Genomic DNA, 25,437 nt, shown 5'->3' on the forward strand with positions numbered 1-25,437 from the left:
CTAATGGGTAAAAAAGTTTTAATAATAGACGACGACGCCAGAAACATTTTTGCATTAACAGCAACGTTAAAGGCTAAGTCGTTTGAGTGTATGTCCTGCAGCGGAGCCGAAGAGGCGATTGAGATGCTAAAGGGCGATACAGGGGTAGATGTTGTATTAATCGATATGATGATGCCCGATATGGACGGTTATGAAGCCATACCGCTTATAAAGGAAATACCACACAGGCAACTGTTACCTGTAGTTTCGGTTACGGCTCAGGCCATGGCAGGCGATAGGGAAAAATGCCTTGAAGCGGGTGCCGATGCCTATATTTCCAAACCTATTGATGTAGATAAATTATTACTTTTATTAAATACCATATAAAACTGTATGATTAGTGACCGTGAACTTGAAGTTTTGATAAATGAGGTGTTTGAATATTATGGTTACGACTTTAGTGGCTACTCTAAAGCTTCTTTAAAAAGGCGTGTGGAAAGGTTGTACCAGATAGATGGTATATCCCGTTTTTCTGATGTGCTTTCCAAAATAAGGAGTGAAGAGGGGTATGTAAAGCATTTGGTAGAGGAGATAACGGTTAATGTTACCGAGATGTTCAGGGATCCGATGTTTTATAAATTGCTGCGTGAAGAAATCGTGCCTGTACTGGCTACCAAACCTTTTATAAGGATATGGCATGCGGGCTGCTCAACCGGAGAAGAGGTATACTCTATGGCTATATTACTCAAGGAAGCTAATTTGCTGCATAAATCATTACTGTATGCAACAGATATAAATTCGGTTGTTCTCGATACAGCCAAAAGAGGCCTGTTCCCGCTAAGAATGATTAAGCAGTATGCAGAAAATTACAGACTTTCGGGAGGGAATGAGGACTTTTCAGACTATTATACGGCAAATTACGGATTGGCCAAATTTAGCTGTGAGCTTAACGAAAAAATGGTGTTTTCGCAACACAATCTGGTTTCAGATGCATCATTTAACGAGTTTGACTTAATAATGTGTCGTAATGTGCTTATTTATTTTGATAAACATTTGCAGGATAGAGTGCTAAGATTGTTTGATAGTAGTTTGTCGGGGTTGGGTTATTTGGCACTGGGGACTAAGGAAACTATTAAGTTTTCTACCGTTCAGGATAAATTTCAGCAACTTAACAGGGAGAAGATATGGAAGAAAGTAAAATAATTTCAGGATGCAAGGTACTACTTATAGGTGGTTCGGCCGGAAGTCTTGAAGTACTTATAGAAGTACTCCCCAAACTGAAACGGCTCAATTCTTTTGCCCTTGTAATAGTACTGCATCGCAAAAGCGGGGAGGATAATTTACTGGAAAACCTTATATCCATAAAAACTACTATACCTATTATGGAAGTGGAAGACAAGGTTCCGGTAGAGCCGGGGTATATATACATAGCTCCGTCTGACTATCATCTGCTTTTTGAAAAAGACGAAACGATATCATTAGATACATCCGAAAAGGTAAACTACAGCCGTCCCAGTATTGATGTGGCTTTTGAGTCGGCTGCCGATATATACGGGCCTTCACTGGCAGCTGTATTACTGTCGGGAGCAAATGCCGATGGTACTGCCGGGCTTCAGGCTATAAAAGAATCAGGAGGTATAACAGTAGTACAAAAACCTGATAGTGCCGAAGTACCCTATATGCCGGGGTATGCTATAGAGAATATGAATCCTGATTTTGTTTTAGATGTAAAACAAATACTTGAATTTGTTAAGAATATAAACACTTCAAAATAATATCTTTCTGATATAACATTAATTACTTTATTAAAGTTTTCTAAAGACATAAAAAATCGACTTTAACATTTTTACAAAAGATTATCTTTGTAGCAGAAATCGATGTTTATGTTTTTCAGGTTTATCATATCATTTACTTTTCTGTTACTTTTTTCAGAAAATTCCATAGCTCAGATTGTCACTGATACTGAAAAGATTTTTACGGAAAATATAAACGAATATTATAACAACCCTGTACAAACCATCAAAGAAGCCGAATACCTTCTTAAAAATGCTAACAGCAATAATGATAAGATAAAAGCGTACTATCTGCTTTCTGAAAGTAAATTCCTTACAGATGATTTTAGCGAAAGTATCGAATATCTTTTCAAGGCAAATTTTATAGCTGATTCCGGCGATAATCATTTTCTTAAAAGTTTGGTGTATGTAGCTATTTCTTCCAGGTGTCGTTTTTTCGGTATTGAAGACAGGGCATCATCTTATATTACAAAAGCAGAAGAAGAGCTAAAAGAGATAAAGGATGCAGATGCCAAAACAGTGGTTGAAGCTAAAATTCTGTATGAAAAAGCCGGAGTGCTAATAAAGTCCAAACAGTATAGTGAAGCAATTAATGTGCTCTCATCATCTAATAAAATATTGGAAAGCGGTAAGGCAAACCACCCTGTTTTAAAGGCAAAGATCAGAAAAGCACTTGCCGATGCTAGCTTTTTGGCTACTGATTATGTAGCAGCAGCAACTCATTATCAAAAATGCATTGATATTTTAAAGGGAATAGGGTTTGAGTTTTCGTCAATAGCGGCTTCTGCCTACAATGGTATGGGGCAAATAGCCATTAAAAACAGTCAGTATGATGTGGCTCAGGCTGCTTTTGAGGCAGCACAGGCCTGTAATGTAATTGAATCGTGGGTAAAGGCAGATGTATACCAAAACCTTTCAGAACTGTATTTAAAAACAGATGATAAAAAGTTATATAGTGAAAACTCTTTAGAGTATAAGGAAGTCTCTACAGCACTTATATGGAAGGAGCGCGAAGCCAGAAATACCCTGATAACTGAAATTGAAAAAGAGCAAAACATCGTTATTAATAAAGATATGTCCAGGTATACCAGTATGTTTGTAGGTATGTTACTGGTTTTTGCCATTGTGTTTATAGCTTATTTTGTGTATAATAAAAAGCTGGACGACGAGTATAATAAATTTGAAAAACTATTATCAAGAGTTGAAGCCGCTAAGGTTATTACAGCTTCTCCTGCCCCTGTATTAGTAGCTAATGAGGTAGCGGATAAAGTTGAGGGCAAGGTACTGGCAATATCTGAAAAGACAGAACAGGCAGTATTGGAGAAGCTTAAGGAGTTTGAACGGGGAGATGAGTTTACCAACCCTAATATGTCGTTACAACTTTTATCAAAAAAGGTAAAAACCAACTCAAAATACCTGTCGGATATTATCAATAATAATAAAGGTAAAAATTTCAATGCCTATATAAATGATTTACGTATTAATTATATAGTAGCATTAATGCAGTCTGATAAAAAATATTTAACGTATAAGGTGAGTTACCTGGCAGAAATTTGCGGTTTTTCGTCACACAGTGCCTTTACTGTAGTGTTTAAATCGGTTACTGATTTAACACCAAAACAGTTTATAAACTTTCTTAAAAAGAAAATAGATAAAGAAAAAGAGTCTGCTTAAAATAATAAGTACCTTGTACGTGATTTATTTTAGTATTGACCATGAATAAAATCACTTTGCCAAAAGTTAAATTAATTATATACCTGTTGTTTGTATTTGGTTATACAACAGCACAGGTAAATCTTGACAGTCTTAAAACAGAGCTTAATCTTATGGTGTATAATAACCCTAAGGAAGCAATAAGACGGGTTGATGAGATTTACCCTACCATCACAGATCCTTCAATGCAAATTAGCTATTTGCTAACATCGGCAAATGCCTATGCCGTTTTAAAAAATCACGATGCTGTTATGGAAACGGCACTTAAAGCCAAAAAAATAGCAGATGAAAAAGGTAGCCCGGTAAACAAGATTCAGGTATCGGGGTTTATTGGCGGGCAGTACAGAAGACTCGGGCTTGATGATAAGGCACTGTTATATATTAATGAGGCCGAAGAGGTTTTTAAAACCGAAGCAATTCCTGATTCCTTAAAATATCTTGGCGGAAACATACTTATAGTTAAGGGACTAATACAGCGTTCAAGTTTGGGATGTGAGTATGCATTGCCTTATTTTAAAGAGGCAGCAAATGTGTATAAAAAATATATTTCTGAAAAAATTAATATGGTGAGTGTAGCCATAGCCTATAATAATATTGCAGACTGCTACATAGAAATGAACGACCTTGATGCTGCCGAACTTAATTTTAAACAAGCAGTAAAGTATTCACTTGAAGTAAATTCAGGTCATAGCCTGGCTTATGCTAAAATGGGACTTTCCAGGATTTACAAACAGAAAAACGAAAATAATAAGGCGATTGGTTTATTAAAGGAAGTGGATTCTGATTTAGATAAAATGAATGATCTTTCCATAAAAAAGGAAGTCTATAAACAACTATCTGAAAATTATAAAGCCATAAAGGATACCCAAAATTATGAGTATTATAATCAACTTTATTTTGAAGAAACAAAAAGGATAATTGCTGAAGAGAAGAAGTCTTTAAATGCTGTAGTTAACGATTTATCTGAAGAAAAACAGAAATCACAAAAGCAAACAAAAAGTAAATTCATCTTTATGTTACTGGGTGCAATATTTGTTTTTATTGCAATCATGTCTTATATGGCTTACAAAATTGTCAAAAAAAAGAAAAAAATAAACGAAAAAAAGGAGCAGTTCCACAAAGAGCGATAATTAGTTTTTATAGCTTTTAATGTGTTGTTTGTTAGTGTTTTATGTTTGTTTTTTTTCTTTTAAAATCAGGGAAAATTCCATAATATTTAAAGTTTTAAGTTTTACAATGGTCATAATTAGCTATAGTTTTGCTTCAACTCTTTTAGGAATTCTTATATAGGTGCTGTAAAGATAATTAAGGATTATGTGGGGCAATTTTTAATCCTCTAATTACTTTACACAATATGGCCTTAAGCAATTCTAAGGGTTTAGTTGAGTAATATTTTTATATTAATTCTTTTTTTAGCTAGTTTGACCATCTCGGAGGATTTAGGTATTTAACACTCCGGGATGGTTGTTTTTTTATAGCATTTCCAATTAAATTATCAGAAGAACTTTTTGTTTCGTCTAAACAAAAAGGCCATTCACCGAAAATCACCCTTAGAGTTTTTCGATATTCTACATCTTTGCGATATGATTAGGCAACATGGTTAATTATGTAGCTGTAATCCCCCGCCATAATACCGATAGCCTTACAGAATACCAAAATCATTAATGTTTAATGTTAGCTTTACTAATGTCTATTTTTTTTAAAGCGAAGCCCCTTTGACTTAACAGTTATTGGGGTTTTTTTATGTTTTTAAAGGTGTAGTAAATCGATAAAAATAAACAGTTCGTCGACATCAAATTACAGGCTATCTAAATTTAAGGCTAAAGCTTTTAGTACTAACGTAACTTTGATATATCAAAATCACTAAAACACACGAGATGAAAATATTAATAATGGATGATCAGCAACTGGTATTGCTGTCTCTTCAAAAAACACTAACCGATTTGGGATATGAGGTCATAAGCGCCGATAATATTTTTGACGCGGTTCAGTATTATGACATCCATAAACCTGATTTAGCGATTATTGATATTAATATGTCGGTTACAGCAGATCAGCATTCTGCCGCAAACACATTAGCCGAAATAAATGACAAATCATCGGGTTTAGAGGTTTTGAAATATATAAGATATGTAAAGGGACACGATACCCCGGTAATGATTTTAACCGGTAATACAGACGATGATATTATAGAGAAAGGTTTTGAACTTGGAGCTAATGAGTATATGAAAAAGCCTTTAAGTCTTAAAGAGATTGGAATAAGGGTAAAAAGGCTCATAGGAGGCCAAACAGAGCTTAAAGCAGGTAATAATAACAGATATATACAAAATAGTTGTGTAGGTGTGGTTATACCGTGCTATAATGAAGAAGCTTGGTTGTTAAGTGATGAGTTCAGGAGTTTTGTGTTTAAAAACCTTGGTTATCACCTGTGTTTTGTAAATGATGGCAGTACCGATGGTACACTTGAAGTGCTTAGAGATATACAAAAAGAAAACAAGGGCCGTATAAGTATATACAACTGCAAAAAGAATGTAGGAAGAGCAGAGGCAATACGTCTTGGTATGATGAGTCTTGAAAAACAAAAGCAGTTTGATTATATAGGCTTTATGGATGCCGATCTATCTACAAACTTTCAGGATTTCAGTGATTTGGTAAAAACCATAACACACTCAAAATTTAAAGTGGTTAGCGGTTGCAGGATAAGTAGGATGGGAGCCGATATTTCTACAGAGCCTACGAGAAAGTTTTTAAACAAGTTAATAAATTTTACCGTGAGTAAAATGTTTGGTCTTGATTTCAGGGATGCGCAATGCGGAGTGAAAATAATGTCGAGCGATGTGGTAGAGATAGCCTTTGGTAAAAGGTTTCTGACCAAAAGCCTGTTTGATGTAGAGATACTACTGAGGCTTAAAAAAATATACGGCGGTTATACCGTGAAGCAAATGTGGTATGAAAAACCACTGGACAGATGGATTTATGCCCGTAATGCTAAAGTTTCGATATTCAATTCATTTAGCCTGATAGGGCAGTTAGGGCAAATAACCCTACATTACAGATAAGGAGGAATTAAACTTTTTCATAATGTTTTTTTATTGGTTTTGATTTGCAACGCCCGGGTTTTGGCCCGGGCGTTTGCTATTTTTAGAACTTTATTTCCAGTGTGGTATAAAATATTCTTGGGTCAGACGGGATTATACCCGGCCCCGGATATCCGGTAGCCCTTCGGGTAAAATAATAGTTGTTGGTAAAGTTATTTATACCGGCTTCCAGTTTCAGCATTTTCCACTGGTATGAAGCAGATATATCGGCAACATAGTATGATGGTATCTTACCAAAAATACCATAAGTATTATCATCTGCTGTTGAGGTAGTATTATTGGCATCGGTAAACTGCGATGACAGGTGTGTAAACTGAACACTACATGTAAAACCTTTATAGCCTACCCCCGTGCCTGCTTTTATGTTGAACATAGGTACAAACTCCACTTCGTTGCCTTCTATGCCGGGAGCGTCTGATTTTAGGTATTCAGAGCCTGTAATAGCTGTATTGGTAAATACATTCCATTTAAAATCGCTTTCTGCAAAAAAGGTGTCGGCAATATTCCAGTCCAGCAAGGTTTCAAAACCATAGGTTAATGCGGTACCTATATTACTTCGGTAACGTACAACCGCTGCTGCACCATTAGGATTTTCGGTTTGGTAATCACCAATTTTGTCGTCATAAAATAAACCGAAAACGCTTGCATCATACGATAATTTGTTTCCTAGTTTACCGCGTATACCAATATCTGAAGTATATCCTTTTTCATCGGTAATGTTTGGATCAATTATCTGGCTTGGTGCCACGGTACGTATATCATTAAAGGTAACCGACCTGTAGTTTTGTGCTACGTTACCATAAAACTCAATACGGTTATTAGGTTTGTAGCTGGCAGCCAGGCCAAACAGTACAAAGGTTCGGTCTTTAGTTACGTTTTCATATTCTGTCTCGTCAAGAATAACATTTCCCGCAAGGTCAGTATTTATTCTTCTGTAATATCCGTTCGCCTTGGTTCTGATGTTTTCTACCCTTATACCCGGAGTGAGGGTAAAGTTTTGCGATAGCCTGAACATATTTTCGGCAAAGAAAGCTGTGTTTAGGTTAGGGTAGGTGTAATCACTCTGACTGGCATAATTAGGGAAATTATCAAAATCAAAATTAAAGTCAGGATTACTGTTTGCACTTCCCGGTCCCTGCATAGAGGTGTTTTCTGCCTGGTAGTATTTTGCACCTATAAGTAAGGCACTGCTATTTCCGTTAATGTCATATTGCTGTAAAAAACGAGCCTCGGCACCCCAGTTAACAAAATCACCTTTAAGCAGGTCGCGCACTGTACCTTCGGTATCGGGGTTTGATACCCTGTTAGAGCGGTAACCCAATGCCTTACGACTGGCATCCAATCCAAAAAGTTGCAATGAGAATTGAGATTTTTCGGTAAATTGATGATTCAATCTTAACGCAAACAGGTTCCAGTTTACATCAAACCAGTTTCTGTTCCTGTTACTCTGAAACATATCCTGATTAAACATATAATCAGTCAATCCACCCGGTTGTTTAGCCAGATAGTCAAAAAGGGTATAATCAAAGTGAATTGACGTCTTTTCGGTAAACTGATAGTTTAGGTTGGCAAAAAAGTTACGGCTGTTAAAGTTGGAATTTGGCCTGAAACCATCTCCCTGTTTGTAATTAAAAAAGGTGTAGTAGCTAAACTTACCTGTTGTGCCACTAAGGCTTGTAAAGTTGGTAAGCAGGTTGTAAGATCCTACACTTGTTCTTGTAGCCCCTTCAATAGGTTTACCCGATGGTGCTTTGAACTTAAAGTTTACCAGCCCGCCAAACTGTGTGCCGTACTGTAATGCAGCAGCACCGCGTATTACCTGAATTTCTGCTAAAGCCTCGGTAGGAGGGGTGTAGTAACTTTCGGGATACCCCAAAACATCAGCGCTTATATCATATCCGTTTTGGCGGGTATTGAAGTTTGAGGTACGGTTAGGGTTTAATCCTCGGCCTCCTATACTAAGCTGTAATCCGCCATCGGAATTTTCGTTAATAGTAAGCCCCGCAATTTGTGCGTAAATCTGGCGTGTATTGTTAGTCGCCTTATTAGCAGTGATTTTGTCAACACTTATAACTTCTGTTTTTCTTCCGGCATAAATAGCTGTACCATCTATATCCTTCATTTTATTAAGCGAATTAAACTTTTCCTGCTGGATAACCAGTTCGTCAAGGTCAATTACTTTTTGTAGGGTAACAATAGTTTCGCTTGGTGACGGAGATAAAGTCTGCTCAATAAGCACATAACCATCAGTATAAAACACAAGGGTTTGAGGGGTAGAAGCATTTATTTTAAAAACACCTTTCCCGTTAGTTGACAAAGAACTGTTTGCAGTTTTATTAAATATATCCACATAGGGAATAGCATCTCCTCTATCAGAAACTACTTTTCCAGTAATGGTATTTTGTGCCAGGGCAAATACCGGCAGCAATAGCAACAACAGGCTATAGCCCCCAAATAGTTTCTTCAAAAGGTAATATCCAGTCTTTGTGCTTGAATGATTCATTTTTATCTGCTAAATTTATTTTTGGATCAATATACGGTCGGCTTAGCCTTCCGTTAAGTGCCACATGGCAGTTTACCCTTACTTCAGGGTTTGTCATTCCCTTTTTTTCATAATGGTCGTACAGGTAGTGCGCGTATTCCAGTATAAAATCGGGTTGGAAAGACATTTGTTTTTCCTGAAAGCGGGTAAGGAAATCTTCGTTATTTACATAAATGCTTTTTCCGGTTTTAGAGTCGGTAACAATAAACTGAGCGTAACCTGCTTTTTCCATAAGCATTACTCTCCATGAAAACCTAAACCCTTCTTCGGTCCAGAAAAGCTCACCCGGGTAGCATAAATACCTAAACGGAAAGGTTAGCTGAAACAATAGTAACAGGGAGAGGAATACAATACTGAAGTTATAAAGCGGCCTGAAACGCGGAATGTATTTTTTTGTACTGTCAATCGCTATTGACGGAAGCCTTAAAGCTTTGCTTAGTATTGCCAGGCATTTTTTATGAAAGTCGCTGCCAAAGAATATCAGTGTAGAAACAATCATCACATAAGGAAACATACCTATAGGAAATAGAAGAGCCGTAAACAGATGGAAAGCAACCACAAAGGCAAAACCTATAAGCCTGAATCTTTTGTTTATCAGCAGGAATACTATACCCAGGTCATAAATAGCACCAAACCAGCTAAAGAAATAATGTACCCAGTTTTTAAGCATTAGGGGACCAACTAAAGGAAGTTCGGCATGGCCTGATAACCATATTTTTAATGGCATGGCCCGTAAAAGCCAGTCGGAATTAAGTTTTGCAAGTCCGGCATAAAAATATACTATGGCAAGTAACAGCTTTAAAACATCTACTGTCCATCGCGGTATTTGCGAAAAAGCGCGTTCACGGTTTTTATAAGCATCAACCGAAAAGCAGGAAGCTGCCGGTAAAAATATCATTACAAAGCTTACTATGGATATAAAATAGTAGTGGTTAAGGTAAGTTGTTTTATCCATAAGCTCTATATAGGTGAAGCTTAGAAAGAAAACAATTGCAGAGAGTCTGTATTTGTAACCAAGTGCTATACCAAGAGCAGCGAGAGCACACAGTATAAAAATACCATAAGTATAAATACCTATGGGTTTAACCCAGCTAAATCCGTAATAGGTAAAATGGAAGGAAGGCTGTATATAAAACTTATCTATCCAGCCGTATGATGCAAAGCGTACGAGGCCTAACAGCATCATAAAACCAAACACCAGCCTGTAAAAGGCCAGTGTTGCGGCATCAGTATATGAGTTTAGATATGATTTTATATGTGATGTCATTATTAATCACCGTCACCATCTACATAATCAATGGTAATATTAAGAGCCTGCATCATGTCCAGTTTAAGGTAAACCACATTTTGTTGCATGGCATCATAAGCAGTAAGCATTTTGTTGTTATCCTGAGTAATCTGGTCAGAGAAACTTTCATTAAGTTCACTTACAGCAGTATTAATTGTACCAAACTGATTGTTGATTATAGCGCTAAGGTTTTCTCCGTTTCTAACAGCGCCTACAACATTAAGAGCACTTTTAAGGCTTGCACCTGTTGTTGTACCGTTAAAAGCCTTACCGTTAAAAAAATCCTGTTGCGCTTTTATACCGGCAGCAAGCAATGTTTTTGAAACATCATTTTTATAGTAAGCCTCTACTTTATCGGCATAAGTAACTCCGTTAGAGAAAATACCTGCAGGGATACCTACTTTACCGCTTCTTACATCTTTCTCAAAATTCTTGATAAAGTTGTTTGTTGTAATATTTATTGAGCTGCTTACAGATGTACTGTTGTTGTTTACATAAGTATCTCTGTAGGTTCCGTTCCAGTCGTTAGTAACCTGTTCAGCAATAGTTTTTAATTGGTTTACTATAGCGTTTAGGTAATCGGCGGTTGCCTGGTTGCTGTATGAAGCAATAATTTCGCTATCTGTACCGGTACCATATATCAGGTAGTCTATCGCAGGGAACCCCTGACGGCTAAACTGTATTTGTGTACCAAGGTTATAACTCCCCGAAGCAATATTAGCCTCAATTCCGGCAACATCAGTAGGGTAGGTATTAGCGCTTAATTTAAGGTAAAGCAGGGATGCTTTTCCAAAATCATAAAGTGCTACATATTGGTAAGCGACATAAGCATCAAACCATGCAGTTCTTAATTCTGCAAGTCCTGTTTCATCAGGAGTTTGTGTAAATGTTGCAGCCTTTTCACTTAGTGTTGTAACTTTTGCAGTATAATTCTCGTAAGAAGGGATTATAATATTATCGGCCCAGTTTACAAGTATGGCACTACGGTCAAAACTAGGTGTGTTGTTAACTTCTTCATTATCATTAGATGAACATCCTAATCCAACTATTGCCAAAATAAATAGCGAAAGTACTTTTTTCATTTCTAAAAAATTTTTGCAAAAATAAAAAACTGAAACTACTTATCTATAATTATTATAAATAATTTATCCGCAATTTCATTTTGGTTCAAAAAACTGAAATTAATTCTTTTGAGATATGATATAAGTTTTTACATTTGCCTTGTTTTTAATAAATCTAAATAACATTAACCAGACAAATATTCAAATAATGAAAAAACTTACTCTTGGGTTTTCAATTGTTGCAGTAGCAGGCTTAGTATTAGCTTCTTGTAGCAGTGATGACGATCAAAGTACTCCTGCGGGGAATCAGGTGTCAAAATCAGCAGTAATAGAGAACTATGCTAATATTGTTTACCAAAATTATAAGGATGCTTATGATGACGCAGTAGCACTTGAAACAGCTATCAATACTTTTGTTGGGGAACCTACAGATGCTAATTTTACCGAAGCTAAAAACAAATGGAAAGACGCAAGGGAAAGTTACGGAACTACTGAGGCATTTCGTTTTGCTAACGGACCGATTGATGATGAGAACGGACCCGAAGGTTTGCTAAACGCATGGCCGCTTGATGAAAACTATATTGACTATGTAGATAATAACGGTACTGTTTTAAACGGTGGTATTATTAACGATACAGAAAACTTTCCTGAAATCACTAAGGAACTCCTTATTAACCTAAATGAAGATGGTGGGGAGAAAAACATCAGTACCGGTTACCATGCTATTGAGTTTTTACTATGGGGACAGGATTTAACTGCTCCTGCTGAAAATTTACCGGGACAGAGAGCATACACTGATTTTGTTGATGAAGGCGGAACAGCACTCAATGAAGACAGAAGGCGTGAGTACCTTGTAGTATGTGCCGATTTACTTACAGATCACCTTTCTTACCTTGTTGATCAATGGAAAGAAGGTGGAGAATACAGAGGTGTTTTTCTTGCTTTACCTGAAGATGAGGCTTTACAAAATATGTATTTAGGTATCGTTACTCTTGCATCTGCCGAACTTGCTGTTGAGCGTATGGATGTAGCTCTTGCTAACATGGATCAGGAAGATGAACACTCTTGCTTTAGTGATAACACCCACCGTGATGTTTACCTAAACTATAAAGGTGTGATTAATGTTTATAGAGGTGAGTATGGTGCTGTATCAGGAGCTTCTCTTGAAGATCTTGTTGCACAGGCCGATGCTGAGACAGCTCAAAATACAAATGCAGCTATAGCTACTACAGAGGCTAGTATTGCTGCAATTGCAATACCATTTGATTATGCTATCTCTGGCGGAGCAACTTCTGAAGAGGGAGCTAAAGTAAAAGCTGCAGTACTTAATTTACAACAGGAATTAGGGGCTAACTTACTGGCAGGAGCAGCTAAGCTGAACTTGGATATAGAGTAACTATTAAGTAGTTTTGCACGCAAATTAAATCATACCAAAGTGCCCTCTTTTTTAAAGAAGGGCACTTTGCTGTTACTATAAAGAAATGAAAAAAGTTATCTGTTCAGTAATGTTTGCTTCCCTTTTTATTACAGGATGTAGCAATAATGATGAAGATTATGTAAGCCTTTCTCCTGAAGAAGGAGAGCAGTATTCCGGTGGTGTGGCTACGGTAAACAATGCAACCGAAGAGGCTTTTGGTTTTGCATACACAGGGTTAACACCAGATCAGTCCACCGATTTCGGAGTGGGTAATTCTTTTTTCAGGCAAACATGGGTTTCGGCACCATCAAGCACTACTGCGCGCGATGGTTTAGGACCTTTTTACAATGCCGTTGCCTGTTCCAGCTGTCACTTTAAAGACGGTAGGGGACGCCCGCCTATGTATGATGGTGAACTGGGAAGAGGACTTCTTTTCAGGTTTAGTGTTCCGGGGGTTAATGCTCACGGTGCTGCGTTATCCGATCCTGTTTACGGAGGCCAGTTACAGGACAACGTAATTTTAGGACCTGTTCGCGAAGGGCAGATGACCATTACTTACCAAACGATTACAGAAACTTTTGCAGACGGTACTACCGTAGAACTGCAAAAGCCAACATATACAGTGACTGATCTTGGTTACGGAAGCCTTGCTGCAAATGTGCAGATTTCCCCTCGTATAGCGAACCAGATAGTTGGTTTAGGGCTCCTGGAGGCAGTACCTGAGGCTACATGGTTATCTTTTGCCGATGAGTTTGATGCCAATGGTGACGGAATTTCAGGAAGGGCAAATTATGTATATGATGTGGAAAGCGACTCACAACGTATGGGACGTTTTGGCTGGAAAGCAAATCAGCCTAATGTGAGGCAACAGGTTGCCGGGGCGCTTAGTGGTGACATGGGGATAACTTCTCCTGTATTTCCTGAGGAAAACTGCCCACCGGGTGTAGACTGCAGCACTATCCCTAACGGAGGTGACCCTGAGATACCCGAACTTGCCTTTAATAGAATGGTACTGTATTCCAGTGCGCTTTCTGTTCCTATCCGCAGGAATTATGATGACCAGTCGGTACTAAGAGGAAAGCAGATTTTTAACGATATTAATTGTGTGGCATGCCATATACCGAAAGTACAAACCGGAAACAGTTACTACATTTCAGGGTATGCTAACCAAACCATAAGGCCATATACTGATTTGCTTTTACACGATATGGGTACTGAACTGGCAGACAATGCTCCTGATTACCTCGCAACAGGCAGCGAATGGAGAACCCCGCCATTATGGGGTATTGGGTTGGTTGAAACCGTAAACGGGCATACCAACTTCCTGCATGACGGCAGGGCGCGTAACATTACTGAGGCTATACTTTGGCACGGGGGGGAAGCGCAAACTTCTAAAAACATGTTTAAGGAACTTTCGGCTTCCGAAAGGGAAGACCTGCTTAAGTTCCTTAATTCACTTTAAATTTTATTATACTATTTAATAAAATCTGACTGAAATCCGTATAGGGCAACCCGTGCGGATTTTTTTTATTTTCCAAAATCGGCTACATGACAATTGTCATTTTTTAGCAGTAGCGTGTGGCATAATTTTGATATTCAAATAAATCAGTCAAAATGGAAAATAATATACTTCAAAAATATAACGTTCCGGGACCACGCTATACCAGCTATCCTACAGTACCTTACTGGGATAATGGCGGTTTTACGGGAGACGTTTGGAAACAGAGTTTTTTACAGGCTTTTAATGAAAGCAATGCGACCGAGGGCATAAGCCTGTATATCCATTTACCGTTTTGTGAAAGCATGTGTACTTTTTGCGGATGCAACAAAAGGGTAACCCGAAGGCATGAGGTGGAAACCACATACATAACGGCGGTACTTAACGAGTGGAATATGTATTGTGATTTATTACCTGAAAAACCAAGGGTAAAGGAACTTCATTTGGGTGGTGGTACACCTACTTTTTTCAGTCCTGAAAATCTGGAAATTCTGATAAACGGGATTTTTGACAGGGCTGTAAAAGCACCTGATTATGAATTCAGTTTTGAAGGACATCCTAATAATACCACAAAAGAGCATCTGCAAAAATTATATGATTTAGGTTTCAGGAGAGTGAGTTTCGGGGTACAGGATTACGATATTATTGTACAAAAAGCCATTCACCGTATACAATCGTTTCAAAATGTGGCAAGAGTGACTTTTTGGGCAAAGGAAATAGGTTATACCTCCATAAGCCATGATTTGGTTTTCGGACTTCCGTTCCAAACCGTAGAAACTATGGTAGATACCATTGAGAAAACTAAAGCCCTGAATCCTGACAGGATTTCGTTTTACAGCTACGCCCATGTACCTTGGATAAAAGGTAACGGACAACGAGGTTATGATGAGAAGAACCTGCCAAAAGATGAGGAGAAACGTAAGTTATATGAAATAGGTAAACAACTGCTTGGAGAGAATGACTACTATGAAATAGGTATGGATCATTTTGCCCTTAAAAGCGATGCTATGTATACGGCTTACAAAGAAGGTAAACTACACCGCAATTTTATGGGGTACAGTGCTTCTAAAACCCAGCTTATGATTGGGCTGGGGGTATCATCAATTAGTGATAGCTGGTATGCCTTTGCACAAAATGAAAAAGCCCTGGAAGACTATTATAAACGAATAGAGCTTAATGAACTTCCAGTTTTCAGGGGACATTTATTAACCGATGAGGACCTGATTATAAGAAGACATATTTTAAACCTTATGTGCAGTTTTAAAACATCATGGGAAGATAATTCACTTTATTTTCCTGAGCTACCTGAAACATTATTAAGCCTTAAGGAAATGGAAAGTGACGGGCTGCTGGAGTTTGGTAAAAATAGTATTACTGTTACAGAAGTAGGTAAAGCCTATGTAAGAAATATTTGTATGGCCTTTGATTTAAGACTAAAAAGGAAAACGCCGGAAACCAAGTTGTTTTCGATGGTTGTTTAAATCACTCCTTACAACCTGACCAAAGAAAAAGCCTCTTAATCAAATAAGAGGCTTTTTAGATTTGTCGAACTATCATTTTTAAACTACTTGCAATGAGGTATTTCCTGTACATACAGGCTGGTATTACCCGGTGAGATATAAGGGATACCCAGCCCAAGTCCTCTTACAATAAAAAACACGCCAATAATGGCAACTGCATAGGGGATAAGTTTGTTTATCTTATTTCTAAAAGGAGAAGTAAGCAGAGTACTAATATATACAACTGCACTCATCATGGGGATGGTGCCCAGGCCATACAGTACCATGAATAAAGCTCCCAGTAGTGCATTTTGCATGGCTATGGCCCCAAACAGGGCAGCATATACCAGTGCACAGGGTAAAAAGCCATTAAGGAGCCCGGTTACAAATATCGCTTTATTGGTTTTTTTTCTAAACTGGGCTCCAAGGCTACTTTTTACACTACTTATTATTTTGTATACCGGTTTTGAAAAGTTGTATTTGGCAAACTTTTTTTCCGGTATGGCAATTATGGTTATCATAATGATTCCAGATGCTATGGCCATGTTTTGTTGCATTCCGGCAAGGTAAAGCCCCCTGCCCAAGAGCCCGAAAATCAAACCAAGAGAGCCATAAGCCGTGAGTCTGCCGGCATGATACAAAAGTATTTGTATCGTTTTTTTTGTTTCGTTGGATCGGTCTACCGGCAGCATCATGGCTATGGGCCCACACATACCCATGCAGTGCAGGCTTGATATTAATCCTAATAAAAGAGCTGAATATAGCATACTCTTATTTTTTAGTGTTGTTAATTAGTACACTGTGACCTCTTTTTTATTGAGGTAACCTTTACCTTCATATTCCCAGTCTACAGTAATGTTCCAGCGGCCGCCTACCAAATCACTTTTAGGTATGAGCAGATTAGAAGCAGATATTGATATTGGTTTTTCAATATCCAGCTTTTGGTTAGACGGCCTGTACAGGAACACTTTTCCTTTTATTTTGGCAGCATCAAATCCGGCAGGGAATTCTATTTCCACACCGGCTTCGGTACTGTTTATTTTTAACTGATGTTGCAGGCTTACGGCATTTTCCTGCCTGTTTAACTGATCCTGCAAAATTCTTTCCTGTTTATAGTAATCTTCTACAACCAGTTCGTTGTCATATTTACTGTCTGACTGTACCCTGAATACAAAAAACAGTATAAAGCTCATAAACAGAGCAAATGCGATTACGATTCCCGTTCCCCAGTTAATTTTCATAATCAGTAGTTTTTAGTTAAATGTCCTTGGGCCTAAAAAGTTTGTCGACTCGGTTTCTATAAGTCTGTCGCCATTATAAACCTCAAGATGTATTTTAGTTTTGTCGCTTTTTAAAAGCGCTTCGTTTATTTCCACAAATAGGGTTCCCTGTGCAGTACCCGCTTTAGGTACTGTAAAATGAGAAGCCCCTACTACTTTTATTTCTCCTTTAGGTGATTTAAGCTTAAAGTATACATCATTAAAGTCTTTTGTGGTTTTGTTTATAATTTTATAGGTAAATACATTACTTATGTTTTCACCTTTATGTTCATACAATTGTCCAGGCAGGCGTAGTACTGTTGCTTCAACATCGTTCCTTAAAAACATCATTCCGGTAAATATGCCCATCAGTATAAACAGTACGGCTGTGTAACCTTTCATTCTTGCTGTGAAAACAAATTTTTCCTTTTTGGTAATCTCATCCTCACTTGCATAACGTATAAGTCCTTCTTTAAAACCAACCCTGTTCATTACCGTATTACATTCGTCAATACAGGCAGTACAGTTAATACATTCCAGTTGGGTTCCGTTTCTTATGTCAATACCTGTAGGGCAAACATGTACACACAGTTTACAGTCTATACAATCTCCTTTGCCTGCAGCAGCCCTGTTTTCATTCTTAACTATTTTACCACGTCCGTTTTCACCTTCTCCTCTTTTATGGTCGTAAGCAACGATAATAGATTTGTTATCTAGCAGAACACCCTGAAGCCTGCCGTACGGACAGGCAATGATGCAAACCTGCTCCCTGAACCATATATAGATAAAGTAGAAAACTCCGGTAAATATCAGTAGGGCAATTAGAGTACTTACATGCTGTCCCGGCCCATCGGTAATCATTTGTATAAGTTTGTCACTTCCGGTAAGGTAGGCAAGAAACACATTGGCAATCAAAAATGATATTATAAAGAACACAAACCATTTAAGGCTTTTTTTTCTGATTTTCTCGGCATTCCACTCTTGTTTTTCCAGTTTTATCTGGGCATTCCTGTCACCTTCAATCCAGTACTCAATTCGGCGAAAAACCATTTCCATGAATATGGTTTGCGGGCAAATCCATCCGCAGAAAATACGTCCAAAGGCTACCGTAAAGAGTGCTACGAATATCACTCCGATTATCATTGAGATAACAAACAGGTGAAAATCCTGTGGCCAGAAAGGGAAACCAAATATGTTGAACCTGCGTTCCAATACATTGAACATTAAAAACTGGTTTCCGTTTATTTTTATAAACGGAGCAGCAAACAGGAAGAGGAGCAAAAAATAACTAACTAATTTGCGGTATCTGTATAGTTTACCCGAAGGCTTTTTGGGGTATACCCAAGATCGTTTACCTTCCTGATCAATGGTGCCTATCCTGTCCCTAAACTCTTCTTCCTGTATATTGCTCATGGTATTTTAGCTTTAGTTTGCTGCTACTTCAGGTGTTTCTTCAGTTATTTCCTGCTTAGCTTCTTCAGTTGGCTGGTCGCCATCGGTTTTGGTTTCATCTTTCCATATTTCCCCGTCAGGAGCTTTAGGGTCTACAGGGTTTGTACCTTGTAAAGACAATACATAACTTGCTACCAGCTGAATTTCTGATGGTTTAAGTGTACCTTTCCATGCCACCATACCTTTACCGTCACGACCACCTTCTGTAATAGTGTGGAATACATTTTTAATTCCGCCACCTAAAATCCAGTACTCATCAGTAAGGTTCGGACCAATCGCACCACCACCATCTGCCCTGTGGCAGGCTACACAGTTGGTTTCAAATATCTTTTTACCGGCTGCAAGGTCTCCTTCATCTGTAAGTAGTGTAACACTATTGGCATCAATAAGATCTTTAGCCGTTTTTTTGTATTCTTCCACAGCGAGGCGAGCTTCTTCCATTTCAATCTCAAACTCTTTTTTCTGGTCGGGTCCATCCATTATGTGGTATTTTACCAGATAAACCAAACCGAATATTATAGTCACATAGAAAAGGTTTATCCACCAAGGCGGAAGTACATTGTCTAACTCTTTAATACCATCATAATCATGATTAAGCAGTATTTCTCCTTCTTCCTCAATAGGCTTAACTTTTACAAACCAGCTTTTTATTTTTTTGTATAGTTTAGAGTCTGTAAAGTCTAAAGAATCGGCTTCGGCCAGTTTTTTCTTTTGTTCTTCGGTAAGGATACTGTAAGTAACCTTATCAATAGCACTTATGGTAATCTCAATGGCTATTTGAAGGAAGAGGAAGAAAAACAGGAATATTGATACTTCAGGGTATTTAAGGAATGCAGGCCTGTCTCCCGAATCTATAAAGTATTCCAGTGCCATGAAAACGAGGGCAAAAATTACAGGGACCCTAACGTATACCGGTATAAATTTTTTCATAGTTATAAGTTTATGTTCAACTATTGGTTGTCGTTGTCGTTATCTGAAAACGGTAGGTTACTCATTTCGTTTATCTTATCTTTTTTGTAGGTATACACCCAGGTGTATAGTGATACAAAGAAGATGAAGAAAATAAGCAGCGATATGATAGGGTATATCTCAATCCCTGAGATAGTATCCATATTGTGTTTTATAAACTTTAGCATGGCTTATTATTTTGAGTTATCGGCAGTAGCGGCCGGTTTAATTTTAATATCAGTACCCAGGCGTTGCAGGTAAGCAATAAGTGCTGTGATTTCCCTGTCTTTCATAGGGACAAACTCTTCGCCGTTTGCCTGTGCAGCCTTTTTGCTGGCTTCATAACTTTTTACAAAATCAGGATCAACATGAAGACTTTCTTCAATTTTTGCAGCCTGTTTGTCCATAGCCTCTTGTGCATTGGCAATATCCTCATCGGTATACGGTACTCCAAGTTTTACCATTACCTGCATTTTTTTCTCAATTTCGCTTCGGTCCATTTTCTTGTTGTCAAAAAGCCATTTGTAAGACGGCATTATAGAACCTGCCGATGTACTTTGAGGATCCCACATGTGGTTAAAGTGCCAGTTGTCACTGTATTTTCCACCTATACGCATCAGGTCTGGTCCGGTACGTTTAGAGCCCCATAGAAATGGATGGTCGTACACATATTCGCCTGATTTTGAATATTCCCCGTAGCGTTCTACTTCCGATCTGAACGGACGTATCATTTGAGAGTGACAGTTAACACAACCTTCTCTTATGTACAGGTCACGACCTTCAAGCTCCAGTGGAGTATAGGGCTTAACTGTAGAGATGGTAGGTATGTTTGATTTTACCATTATTGTAGGTACTATCTGGATAATACCACCTATTAGTATAGCGATAGTAGCCAGTATGGTAAGTTGTATAGGTTTTCTTTCCAACCAAGGGTGGAATTTCTCACCTTTCATTCTTTTACCTGTTATTCTTTCAAGGGCAGGAGCTTCGGCAAGTTCATCTTCAACAGTCTGTCCCTTACGAACCGTCATTATGATGTTATATACCAATACCAGTAAACCGATTACGAATAGTGTACCACCAATGGCTCTCATCCAGTACATTGGCATAATCTCCTTCACAGTTTCAAGGAAGTTACCATATTTGAGTGTGCCGTCCGGGTTAAACTGTTTCCACATAGATGCCTGAGTGAATCCGGCAACATACATTGGTAGTGCATATAATATAATACCCAGAGTACCTATCCAGAAATGGAAGTTGGCCAACTTAACAGAGTATAGTGATGTTTTTGTCATTCTTGGTATTAACCAGTAAATCATACCAAAGGTTAGGAAACCGTTCCATGCCAGTGCACCTACGTGAACGTGAGCCACAATCCAGTCGGTAAAGTGAGCAATGGCATTTACGTTTTTAAGCGAAAGCATTGGTCCTTCAAACGTAGCCATACCATATCCGGTAACGGCAACTACGAAGAATTTTAAAACAGGATCTGTACGTACCTTATCCCATGCTCCCCTTAGGGTTAGCAGTCCGTTAATCATACCTCCCCATGACGGAGCGATAAGCATTACAGAGAATACCACACCCAGGTTTTGAGCCCAGTCCGGCAGGGCAGAGTATAACAGGTGGTGAGGTCCTGCCCATATATATATAAAAATTAACGACCAGAAGTGAATAATAGACAGCCTGTATGAATATACCGGTCTGTTTGCCGCTTTTGGTAGATAATAATACATTAAACCAAGGAAAGGTGTTGTAAGGAAAAATGCCACGGCATTGTGACCATACCACCATTGTACAAGAGCATCCTGTACACCGGCATAAACCGAGTAACTTTTCATTCCGTTTACCGGAAGTTCAAGGCTGTTAAAGATATGCAGAACAGCAACTGTTATAAATGTTGCTATATAAAACCAAATAGCTACATAAAGGTGGCGTTCCCTTCTCTTTAAAATGGTACCTATCATGTTGATACCAAAAACAACCCAAACAATAGCAATTGCAATATCTATAGGCCATTCCAGTTCGGCATATTCTTTTGAAGTAGTATATCCTAGAGGAAGTGATATGGCTGCAGCCACAATAATAAGCTGCCAGCCCCAAAAGTTTACATTACTTAAAAAATCGCTAAACATACGCGCTTTAAGCAGCCTTTGCATAGAGTAGTAAATCCCGGCAAAAGTGGCGTTACCCACAAAGGCAAAAATTACTGCATTGGTGTGTAAGGGCCTTAACCTACCGTAGCTAAGCCACGAAATACCTTCGGTTAATCCCGGAAACATGTACATAGAGGCTATTAGCAAGCCCACAAGCATCCCTACCACACCAAATACTATTGTGGCATAGAGGAATTTTTTAACTATTTTATTGTCATAATAAAATTGCTGCACTTCCATATTAATTTGTGTTATTGTGATTGTTTTCTTTTTTCTTTAGTTCGTCGTCAAAAAGCATTCTTACAGACGGGGTGTAGTCATCGTCATACTGGCCGCTTTTTACGGCTTTTATAAAGGCAAAACAGAATAGTATTGCCACAACGATACTGATGGAGATTAGTAAATAAATGACACTCATACCTAATTAATTTGTGTTAACAAAACTACTGTGGGGCAGCAGGAAAAAACATGATATTTGTCATGCCCGCACATTTTTTTAGATTAAATTTTTGATTCTTTTTTAGCATAATAATTACTCATAATAGTCACGAAACTTATTATGGTTATGGTACTTAGCGGCATAACAATGGCAGCGGTTAACGGAGATAGTTTTCCGCTTATGGCAGCCGTAAGTCCAAAGACATTATAGGTTAGCGAAATACCAAAACTCATTTTGATGGTTTTAATCGCTTTTTTTGATAGTTTAAGGAAGTAAGCAATACTTTCAAATTTCGTAGCATCCAGTATACCATCGCAGGCAGGTGAGAACACATTAATATCTTCAGATACTGATATACCTACATTACTTTGTGCCAAAGCCCCGGCATCGTTTAATCCGTCGCCTATCATCATTACGTTTTTGCCTTCCTTTTGCAGGTTTTCTATAAAAGTCAGTTTCTGTTCCGGCTTCTGGTTAAAAATGCATCGTGTACCGGGAGGCAGTAATTGCTTGAGTATTTCGCGCTCCCCTTCGTTATCGCCCGACAGTATTTTGAGTTCGTAATTATTACTAAGGTTTTCAAACAGGTTTTTTACACCATTGCGGTAACTGTTGGCAAAAACATATTTCCCTTTAAATTCACCGTCAATACTTATATATACTGCTGTTTGCAGGGTAAGTTCTTTGTTAAGGCCTATAAAATGAGACGAACCTATTTTGATTTGCTTACCGTTTATTATTCCTTTAATACCCTTGCCTATGATTTCGGTAAAATCATCGGTAAGTAATGTATCTGTAATTGGGAGGAAGTCGTATAATCTCCGGCTTAGCGGGTGATTAGACCCTCTTAATACGTTTTTGATAAGCAGGAGTTCGTCATCACTAAACGGAGTACCCTCATATACTATATCTGATTTCTTATTGGTGGTTATCGTACCTGTTTTATCAAAAACTATGGTGTCTACTTTAGCCATCTGTTCTACCACCGTGGCATTTTTGAGGTATAGTTTTTTACGCCCCATAATGCGGAGTATATTGCCCAGTGTAAAAGGTGCACTTAATGCCAGTGCGCAGGGGCAGGCTACAATAAGTACCGCGGTAAACACATTAAAGGCGGTATTAAGATCTATAAATGCCCAGTAAGCAAAAGACAGGCCGGCAATAATAAGTAGGGCAGGTGTAAAATACCTGCTTATGGTATCGGTTATGGTTTTGAAATCCTGTCTGTCTTTTTTTGTAAATATATCATTGCTCCAAAGCTGTGTAAGGTAGCTTTGTGATACCGAGCTGAGCACTTCCATTTCTATGATTTTGCCTATTTGTCTTCCTCCTGCAAAAAGCTTATCGCCCGATTTTTTATTTATCGGGTCGGCTTCTCCGGTTACAAAGCTGTAATCAATTGCCGTATCGTAACTAATAAGTATACCATCTACAGGAATAAGTTCCTGATTACGTATAAGCACCCTTTCTCCGGCAGTCACATCATAAACCGATACAGATGTTTCACTTCTGTCTGGCAGTATTTTGGTAACCGCAATAGGGAAATAGGATTTAAAATCCCTTTCGAAAGAAAGGAAGTTGTAGGTTTTTTGCTGGAACAAACGTCCTAACAGCATAAAGAATACCAGCCCCGTAAGACTGTCAAAAAAGCCCTGCCCGTAACCGAAAACAATATCTACAGTACTCCTTATAAACATGACTATTATGCCCAGGGCAATAGGTACATCTATATTGAGCATTCCGGCTTTAATGCTTTTCCACGCCGATACATAATATCCGCTTGCTGCATAAAGGAAAGACGGTAGTGAAAGCCCGAAAATCAACCAGCGGAAAAAGCCTTTGTAATTGTCCAGCCAGTATTCTTCCATCTCAAAATACTCAGGGAAGGATAACAGCATCACATTACCAAAACAAAAAAAGGCTACTCCAAGTTTATAGATAAGTTCGCGGTTTACCTTTTTTTTGCGGGTTTCATAATTGTCCAGACTTATGTAAGGTTCGTAGCCTATATTACATAGTAGGTGTACAATCTCTTTAAGGGTTGTTTTTTCGGGATTAAAAACAATACGTACCTTTTTATTATGGAAGTTTACCTGCGAACCACTTATACCAATATTAAGCCTGTTGAGGTTTTCCAGTATCCATATACAGGAGCTGCAATGAATATGCGGAATGTAAAGTGAAATAATATGGGTGTCCTGTTCATGAAATTCTAACAGGCGGTATGCAATTTCCTGATTTTCCAGAAAATCGTATTTCCCGCTAATTTCGGTTGGTGTTGCACCCGGTGTTTTTTCAAAAGAATAATAATCTGTAAGCCCGTTAAGGGTAAAAATCTCATATACGGTTTTACAGCCATTACAGCAAAAAGACTTATCGTCAAAAACAATTTCATCTTTATCTGCATAGCCTAACCCGCAATGATAACAATTTTGCGTGTCCATAATCTGCTCATTTACCTAATACAAAGGTGAGACACCGACAAAAAATAAAATATGATATTTATCATACAATGAGTACATTTGCACAACTAATCAATAATTGCCCTATGAGTAAATGTGACCAGTGTATTGTAAGGGAATTCAGCTCGCTTAAAGCGCTGAATAAGGAAGAGCTACTCAAAATGGCCAACTGTAAAACATCTTACATTATCAAAAAAGGGGAGCCTATTTTTACTGAAGGTGAAAATGTTAACGGCATTTTTTGTGTAAAGGATGGTGTTTGCAAACTCTCAAAACTTAGCGAGAACGGTAACGAGCAAATATTAAAACTGGTAAGTAAAGGTGAGCTACTGGGACAACGCTCTATGATTAGTGACGAACCCGTAAACCTTAGTGCTGTGGCACTGGAGGATATGGAAGTTTGTTTTGTACCAAAAAGCGAGATACTTGGCTTTTTTAATGAAAACAACCAGTTTTCCATGAATGTGATGAAATCCATTTGCGGAGATTTAAAAGAAGCCGATGATCATTTGGTTAATATGGCTCAGAAATCAGTTAGACAAAGACTCGCTGAAACACTGCTGGAACTTCACGAAACTTTTGGTACTAATGAAGACAAGAGCCTCAGGATAAAATTATCCCGCGAGGAAATTGCCGGAATGGTAGGTACGGCAACCGAAAGTTGTATTAGGCTATTATCAGAATTCAATAAAAACGGACTAATCGAACTTTCCGGTAAGAAAATAACCCTTAAAGATTTAAAAAAGCTAAGAAGCATGTAAGTAGAGCTTAAATTCTTCTATTAATAAATTAGGAACCCTTACAGTAAACTGTAGGGGTTTATTTTTTTTTGT

General features: G+C 38.1%; 21 protein-coding genes. 10 read left to right on the plus strand and 11 right to left on the minus strand.

All coding sequences use genetic code 11. The features are described from left to right. Window positions 1-3: 3 nt before the first annotated feature. From ABS768_RS15760 to ABS768_RS15785, 6 genes are all read left to right on the plus strand, one after another. On the plus strand, window positions 4-366 hold the full coding sequence (locus ABS768_RS15760) for a response regulator (protein ID WP_408075910.1): 363 nt from the start codon (window positions 4-6) through the stop codon (window positions 364-366). A 6-nt stretch (window positions 367-372) separates the two neighbouring features. Beyond that, entirely contained in the window at window positions 373-1,182 is an 810-nt protein-coding gene (locus tag ABS768_RS15765) for a CheR family methyltransferase (RefSeq protein WP_408075911.1), read from the plus strand. Then, complete coding sequence (locus tag ABS768_RS15770; RefSeq protein WP_408075912.1) at window positions 1,164-1,754, plus strand: chemotaxis protein CheB; 591 nt, start codon at window positions 1,164-1,166, stop codon at window positions 1,752-1,754. Before ABS768_RS15765 ends, ABS768_RS15770 begins: the two co-directional genes overlap by 19 nt. A 108-nt stretch (window positions 1,755-1,862) precedes the next feature. Continuing rightward, on the plus strand, window positions 1,863-3,446 hold the full coding sequence (locus ABS768_RS15775; protein ID WP_408075913.1) for a helix-turn-helix domain-containing protein: 1,584 nt from the start codon (window positions 1,863-1,865) through the stop codon (window positions 3,444-3,446). Between the two features lie 41 nt (window positions 3,447-3,487). Beyond that, window positions 3,488-4,615 carry a tetratricopeptide repeat protein gene (locus tag ABS768_RS15780; RefSeq protein WP_408075914.1) on the plus strand — a complete coding sequence of 376 codons (1,128 nt, stop codon included), beginning with the start codon at window positions 3,488-3,490 and terminating at the stop codon, window positions 4,613-4,615. Window positions 4,616-5,362: 747 nt separating this feature from the next. After that, a complete protein-coding gene (locus ABS768_RS15785; protein WP_408075915.1) occupies window positions 5,363-6,544 on the plus strand; it encodes a glycosyltransferase in 1,182 nt (393 codons plus the stop codon). Window positions 6,545-6,626: 82 nt separating this feature from the next. Here the strand turns inward: ABS768_RS15785 and ABS768_RS15790 are convergent, their stop codons facing one another. Genes ABS768_RS15790 through ABS768_RS15800 form a run of 3 tightly spaced genes read right to left on the minus strand, consistent with a single transcriptional unit; the run spans window position 6,627 to window position 11,495 of the window. Beyond that, window positions 6,627-9,050, minus strand: coding sequence for a TonB-dependent receptor domain-containing protein (locus ABS768_RS15790; RefSeq protein ID WP_408075916.1), 2,424 nt, complete (start codon window positions 9,048-9,050; stop codon window positions 6,627-6,629). Beyond that, the gene (locus ABS768_RS15795; protein WP_408075917.1) at window positions 9,025-10,392 is read right to left on the minus strand and encodes an HTTM domain-containing protein; all 1,368 of its coding nucleotides are present in this window, start codon (window positions 10,390-10,392) and stop codon (window positions 9,025-9,027) included. The genes ABS768_RS15790 and ABS768_RS15795 overlap by 26 nt, the downstream gene beginning before the upstream one ends. 2 nt (window positions 10,393-10,394) lie before the next feature. Further along, window positions 10,395-11,495, minus strand: coding sequence for an imelysin family protein (locus ABS768_RS15800; RefSeq protein WP_408075918.1), 1,101 nt, complete (start codon window positions 11,493-11,495; stop codon window positions 10,395-10,397). A 187-nt stretch (window positions 11,496-11,682) separates the two neighbouring features. Here ABS768_RS15800 and ABS768_RS15805 point away from each other — a divergent pair, with 187 nt between their 5' ends. From ABS768_RS15805 to hemN, 3 genes are all read left to right on the plus strand, one after another. Beyond that, window positions 11,683-12,870, plus strand: a complete 1,188-nt coding sequence (locus ABS768_RS15805) for an imelysin family protein (RefSeq protein ID WP_408075919.1) — start codon at window positions 11,683-11,685, stop codon at window positions 12,868-12,870. Between the two features lie 85 nt (window positions 12,871-12,955). After that, on the plus strand, window positions 12,956-14,353 hold the full coding sequence (locus tag ABS768_RS15810) for a di-heme oxidoreductase family protein (protein WP_408075920.1): 1,398 nt from the start codon (window positions 12,956-12,958) through the stop codon (window positions 14,351-14,353). Window positions 14,354-14,505: 152 nt separating this feature from the next. Then, window positions 14,506-15,870 (plus strand): oxygen-independent coproporphyrinogen III oxidase, encoded by a 1,365-nt coding sequence (hemN, locus tag ABS768_RS15815; protein WP_408075921.1) that lies wholly within the window; start codon window positions 14,506-14,508, stop codon window positions 15,868-15,870. Between the two features lie 83 nt (window positions 15,871-15,953). On the opposite strand, the gene ABS768_RS15820 is transcribed toward hemN, so the two are convergent. The 8 genes from ABS768_RS15820 to ABS768_RS15855 all read right to left on the minus strand — a co-directional run bounded on the left by ABS768_RS15820 (window position 15,954) and on the right by ABS768_RS15855 (window position 24,586). Then, entirely contained in the window at window positions 15,954-16,655 is a 702-nt protein-coding gene (locus ABS768_RS15820) for a sulfite exporter TauE/SafE family protein (protein WP_408075922.1), read from the minus strand. A gap of 24 nt (window positions 16,656-16,679) precedes the next feature. Beyond that, on the minus strand, window positions 16,680-17,129 hold the full coding sequence (locus tag ABS768_RS15825) for a FixH family protein (protein WP_408075923.1): 450 nt from the start codon (window positions 17,127-17,129) through the stop codon (window positions 16,680-16,682). Between the two features lie 12 nt (window positions 17,130-17,141). Beyond that, window positions 17,142-18,560, minus strand: coding sequence for a cytochrome c oxidase accessory protein CcoG (gene ccoG / locus ABS768_RS15830; protein ID WP_408075924.1), 1,419 nt, complete (start codon window positions 18,558-18,560; stop codon window positions 17,142-17,144). A gap of 12 nt (window positions 18,561-18,572) precedes the next feature. Then, window positions 18,573-19,529: a cbb3-type cytochrome c oxidase N-terminal domain-containing protein gene (locus ABS768_RS15835; protein WP_408075925.1), complete on the minus strand. Its 957-nt coding sequence runs from the start codon at window positions 19,527-19,529 to the stop codon at window positions 18,573-18,575. Window positions 19,530-19,549: 20 nt separating this feature from the next. After that, window positions 19,550-19,735, minus strand: coding sequence for a CcoQ/FixQ family Cbb3-type cytochrome c oxidase assembly chaperone (locus ABS768_RS15840; protein ID WP_408075926.1), 186 nt, complete (start codon window positions 19,733-19,735; stop codon window positions 19,550-19,552). Between the two features lie 6 nt (window positions 19,736-19,741). Further along, window positions 19,742-21,943, minus strand: coding sequence for a cytochrome-c oxidase, cbb3-type subunit I (ccoN, locus tag ABS768_RS15845; protein WP_408075927.1), 2,202 nt, complete (start codon window positions 21,941-21,943; stop codon window positions 19,742-19,744). 1 nt (window position 21,944) lies between these two features. After that, the gene (ccoS, locus tag ABS768_RS15850) at window positions 21,945-22,121 is read right to left on the minus strand and encodes a cbb3-type cytochrome oxidase assembly protein CcoS (protein ID WP_084596082.1); all 177 of its coding nucleotides are present in this window, start codon (window positions 22,119-22,121) and stop codon (window positions 21,945-21,947) included. Window positions 22,122-22,204: 83 nt separating this feature from the next. Next, window positions 22,205-24,586: a heavy metal translocating P-type ATPase gene (locus ABS768_RS15855; RefSeq protein ID WP_408075928.1), complete on the minus strand. Its 2,382-nt coding sequence runs from the start codon at window positions 24,584-24,586 to the stop codon at window positions 22,205-22,207. Between the two features lie 104 nt (window positions 24,587-24,690). Between ABS768_RS15855 and ABS768_RS15860 the strand changes: the two genes are divergently transcribed. Beyond that, window positions 24,691-25,365: a Crp/Fnr family transcriptional regulator gene (locus ABS768_RS15860; protein WP_408075947.1), complete on the plus strand. Its 675-nt coding sequence runs from the start codon at window positions 24,691-24,693 to the stop codon at window positions 25,363-25,365. Window positions 25,366-25,437: the final 72 nt, after the last annotated feature.

It is taken from the genome of Flavobacterium rhizophilum (assembly GCF_046000485.1).
Lineage (GTDB): Bacteria > Bacteroidota > Bacteroidia > Flavobacteriales > Flavobacteriaceae > Flavobacterium > Flavobacterium rhizophilum.

Coding starts and splice junctions, on each gene's coding strand:
- ABS768_RS15860 (WP_408075947.1), top strand. CDS start 24,691: ATGAGTAAATGTGACCAGTGTATTGTAAGGGAATTCAGCTCGCTTAAA.
- ccoS (WP_084596082.1), bottom strand. CDS start 22,121: ATGAGTGTCATTTATTTACTAATCTCCATCAGTATCGTTGTGGCAATA.
- ABS768_RS15810 (WP_408075920.1), top strand. CDS start 12,956: ATGAAAAAAGTTATCTGTTCAGTAATGTTTGCTTCCCTTTTTATTACA.
- ABS768_RS15775 (WP_408075913.1), top strand. CDS start 1,863: ATGTTTTTCAGGTTTATCATATCATTTACTTTTCTGTTACTTTTTTCA.
- ABS768_RS15760 (WP_408075910.1), top strand. CDS start 4: ATGGGTAAAAAAGTTTTAATAATAGACGACGACGCCAGAAACATTTTT.
- ABS768_RS15780 (WP_408075914.1), top strand. CDS start 3,488: ATGAATAAAATCACTTTGCCAAAAGTTAAATTAATTATATACCTGTTG.
- ABS768_RS15840 (WP_408075926.1), bottom strand. CDS start 19,735: ATGCTAAAGTTTATAAAACACAATATGGATACTATCTCAGGGATTGAG.
- ABS768_RS15855 (WP_408075928.1), bottom strand. CDS start 24,586: ATGGACACGCAAAATTGTTATCATTGCGGGTTAGGCTATGCAGATAAA.
- ABS768_RS15765 (WP_408075911.1), top strand. CDS start 373: ATGATTAGTGACCGTGAACTTGAAGTTTTGATAAATGAGGTGTTTGAA.
- ABS768_RS15770 (WP_408075912.1), top strand. CDS start 1,164: ATGGAAGAAAGTAAAATAATTTCAGGATGCAAGGTACTACTTATAGGT.
- ABS768_RS15785 (WP_408075915.1), top strand. CDS start 5,363: ATGAAAATATTAATAATGGATGATCAGCAACTGGTATTGCTGTCTCTT.
- ABS768_RS15835 (WP_408075925.1), bottom strand. CDS start 19,529: ATGAAAAAATTTATACCGGTATACGTTAGGGTCCCTGTAATTTTTGCC.
- ABS768_RS15800 (WP_408075918.1), bottom strand. CDS start 11,495: ATGAAAAAAGTACTTTCGCTATTTATTTTGGCAATAGTTGGATTAGGA.
- ABS768_RS15825 (WP_408075923.1), bottom strand. CDS start 17,129: ATGAAAATTAACTGGGGAACGGGAATCGTAATCGCATTTGCTCTGTTT.
- ccoG (WP_408075924.1), bottom strand. CDS start 18,560: ATGAGCAATATACAGGAAGAAGAGTTTAGGGACAGGATAGGCACCATT.
- ABS768_RS15805 (WP_408075919.1), top strand. CDS start 11,683: ATGAAAAAACTTACTCTTGGGTTTTCAATTGTTGCAGTAGCAGGCTTA.
- hemN (WP_408075921.1), top strand. CDS start 14,506: ATGGAAAATAATATACTTCAAAAATATAACGTTCCGGGACCACGCTAT.
- ABS768_RS15820 (WP_408075922.1), bottom strand. CDS start 16,655: ATGCTATATTCAGCTCTTTTATTAGGATTAATATCAAGCCTGCACTGC.
- ccoN (WP_408075927.1), bottom strand. CDS start 21,943: ATGGAAGTGCAGCAATTTTATTATGACAATAAAATAGTTAAAAAATTC.
- ABS768_RS15795 (WP_408075917.1), bottom strand. CDS start 10,392: ATGACATCACATATAAAATCATATCTAAACTCATATACTGATGCCGCA.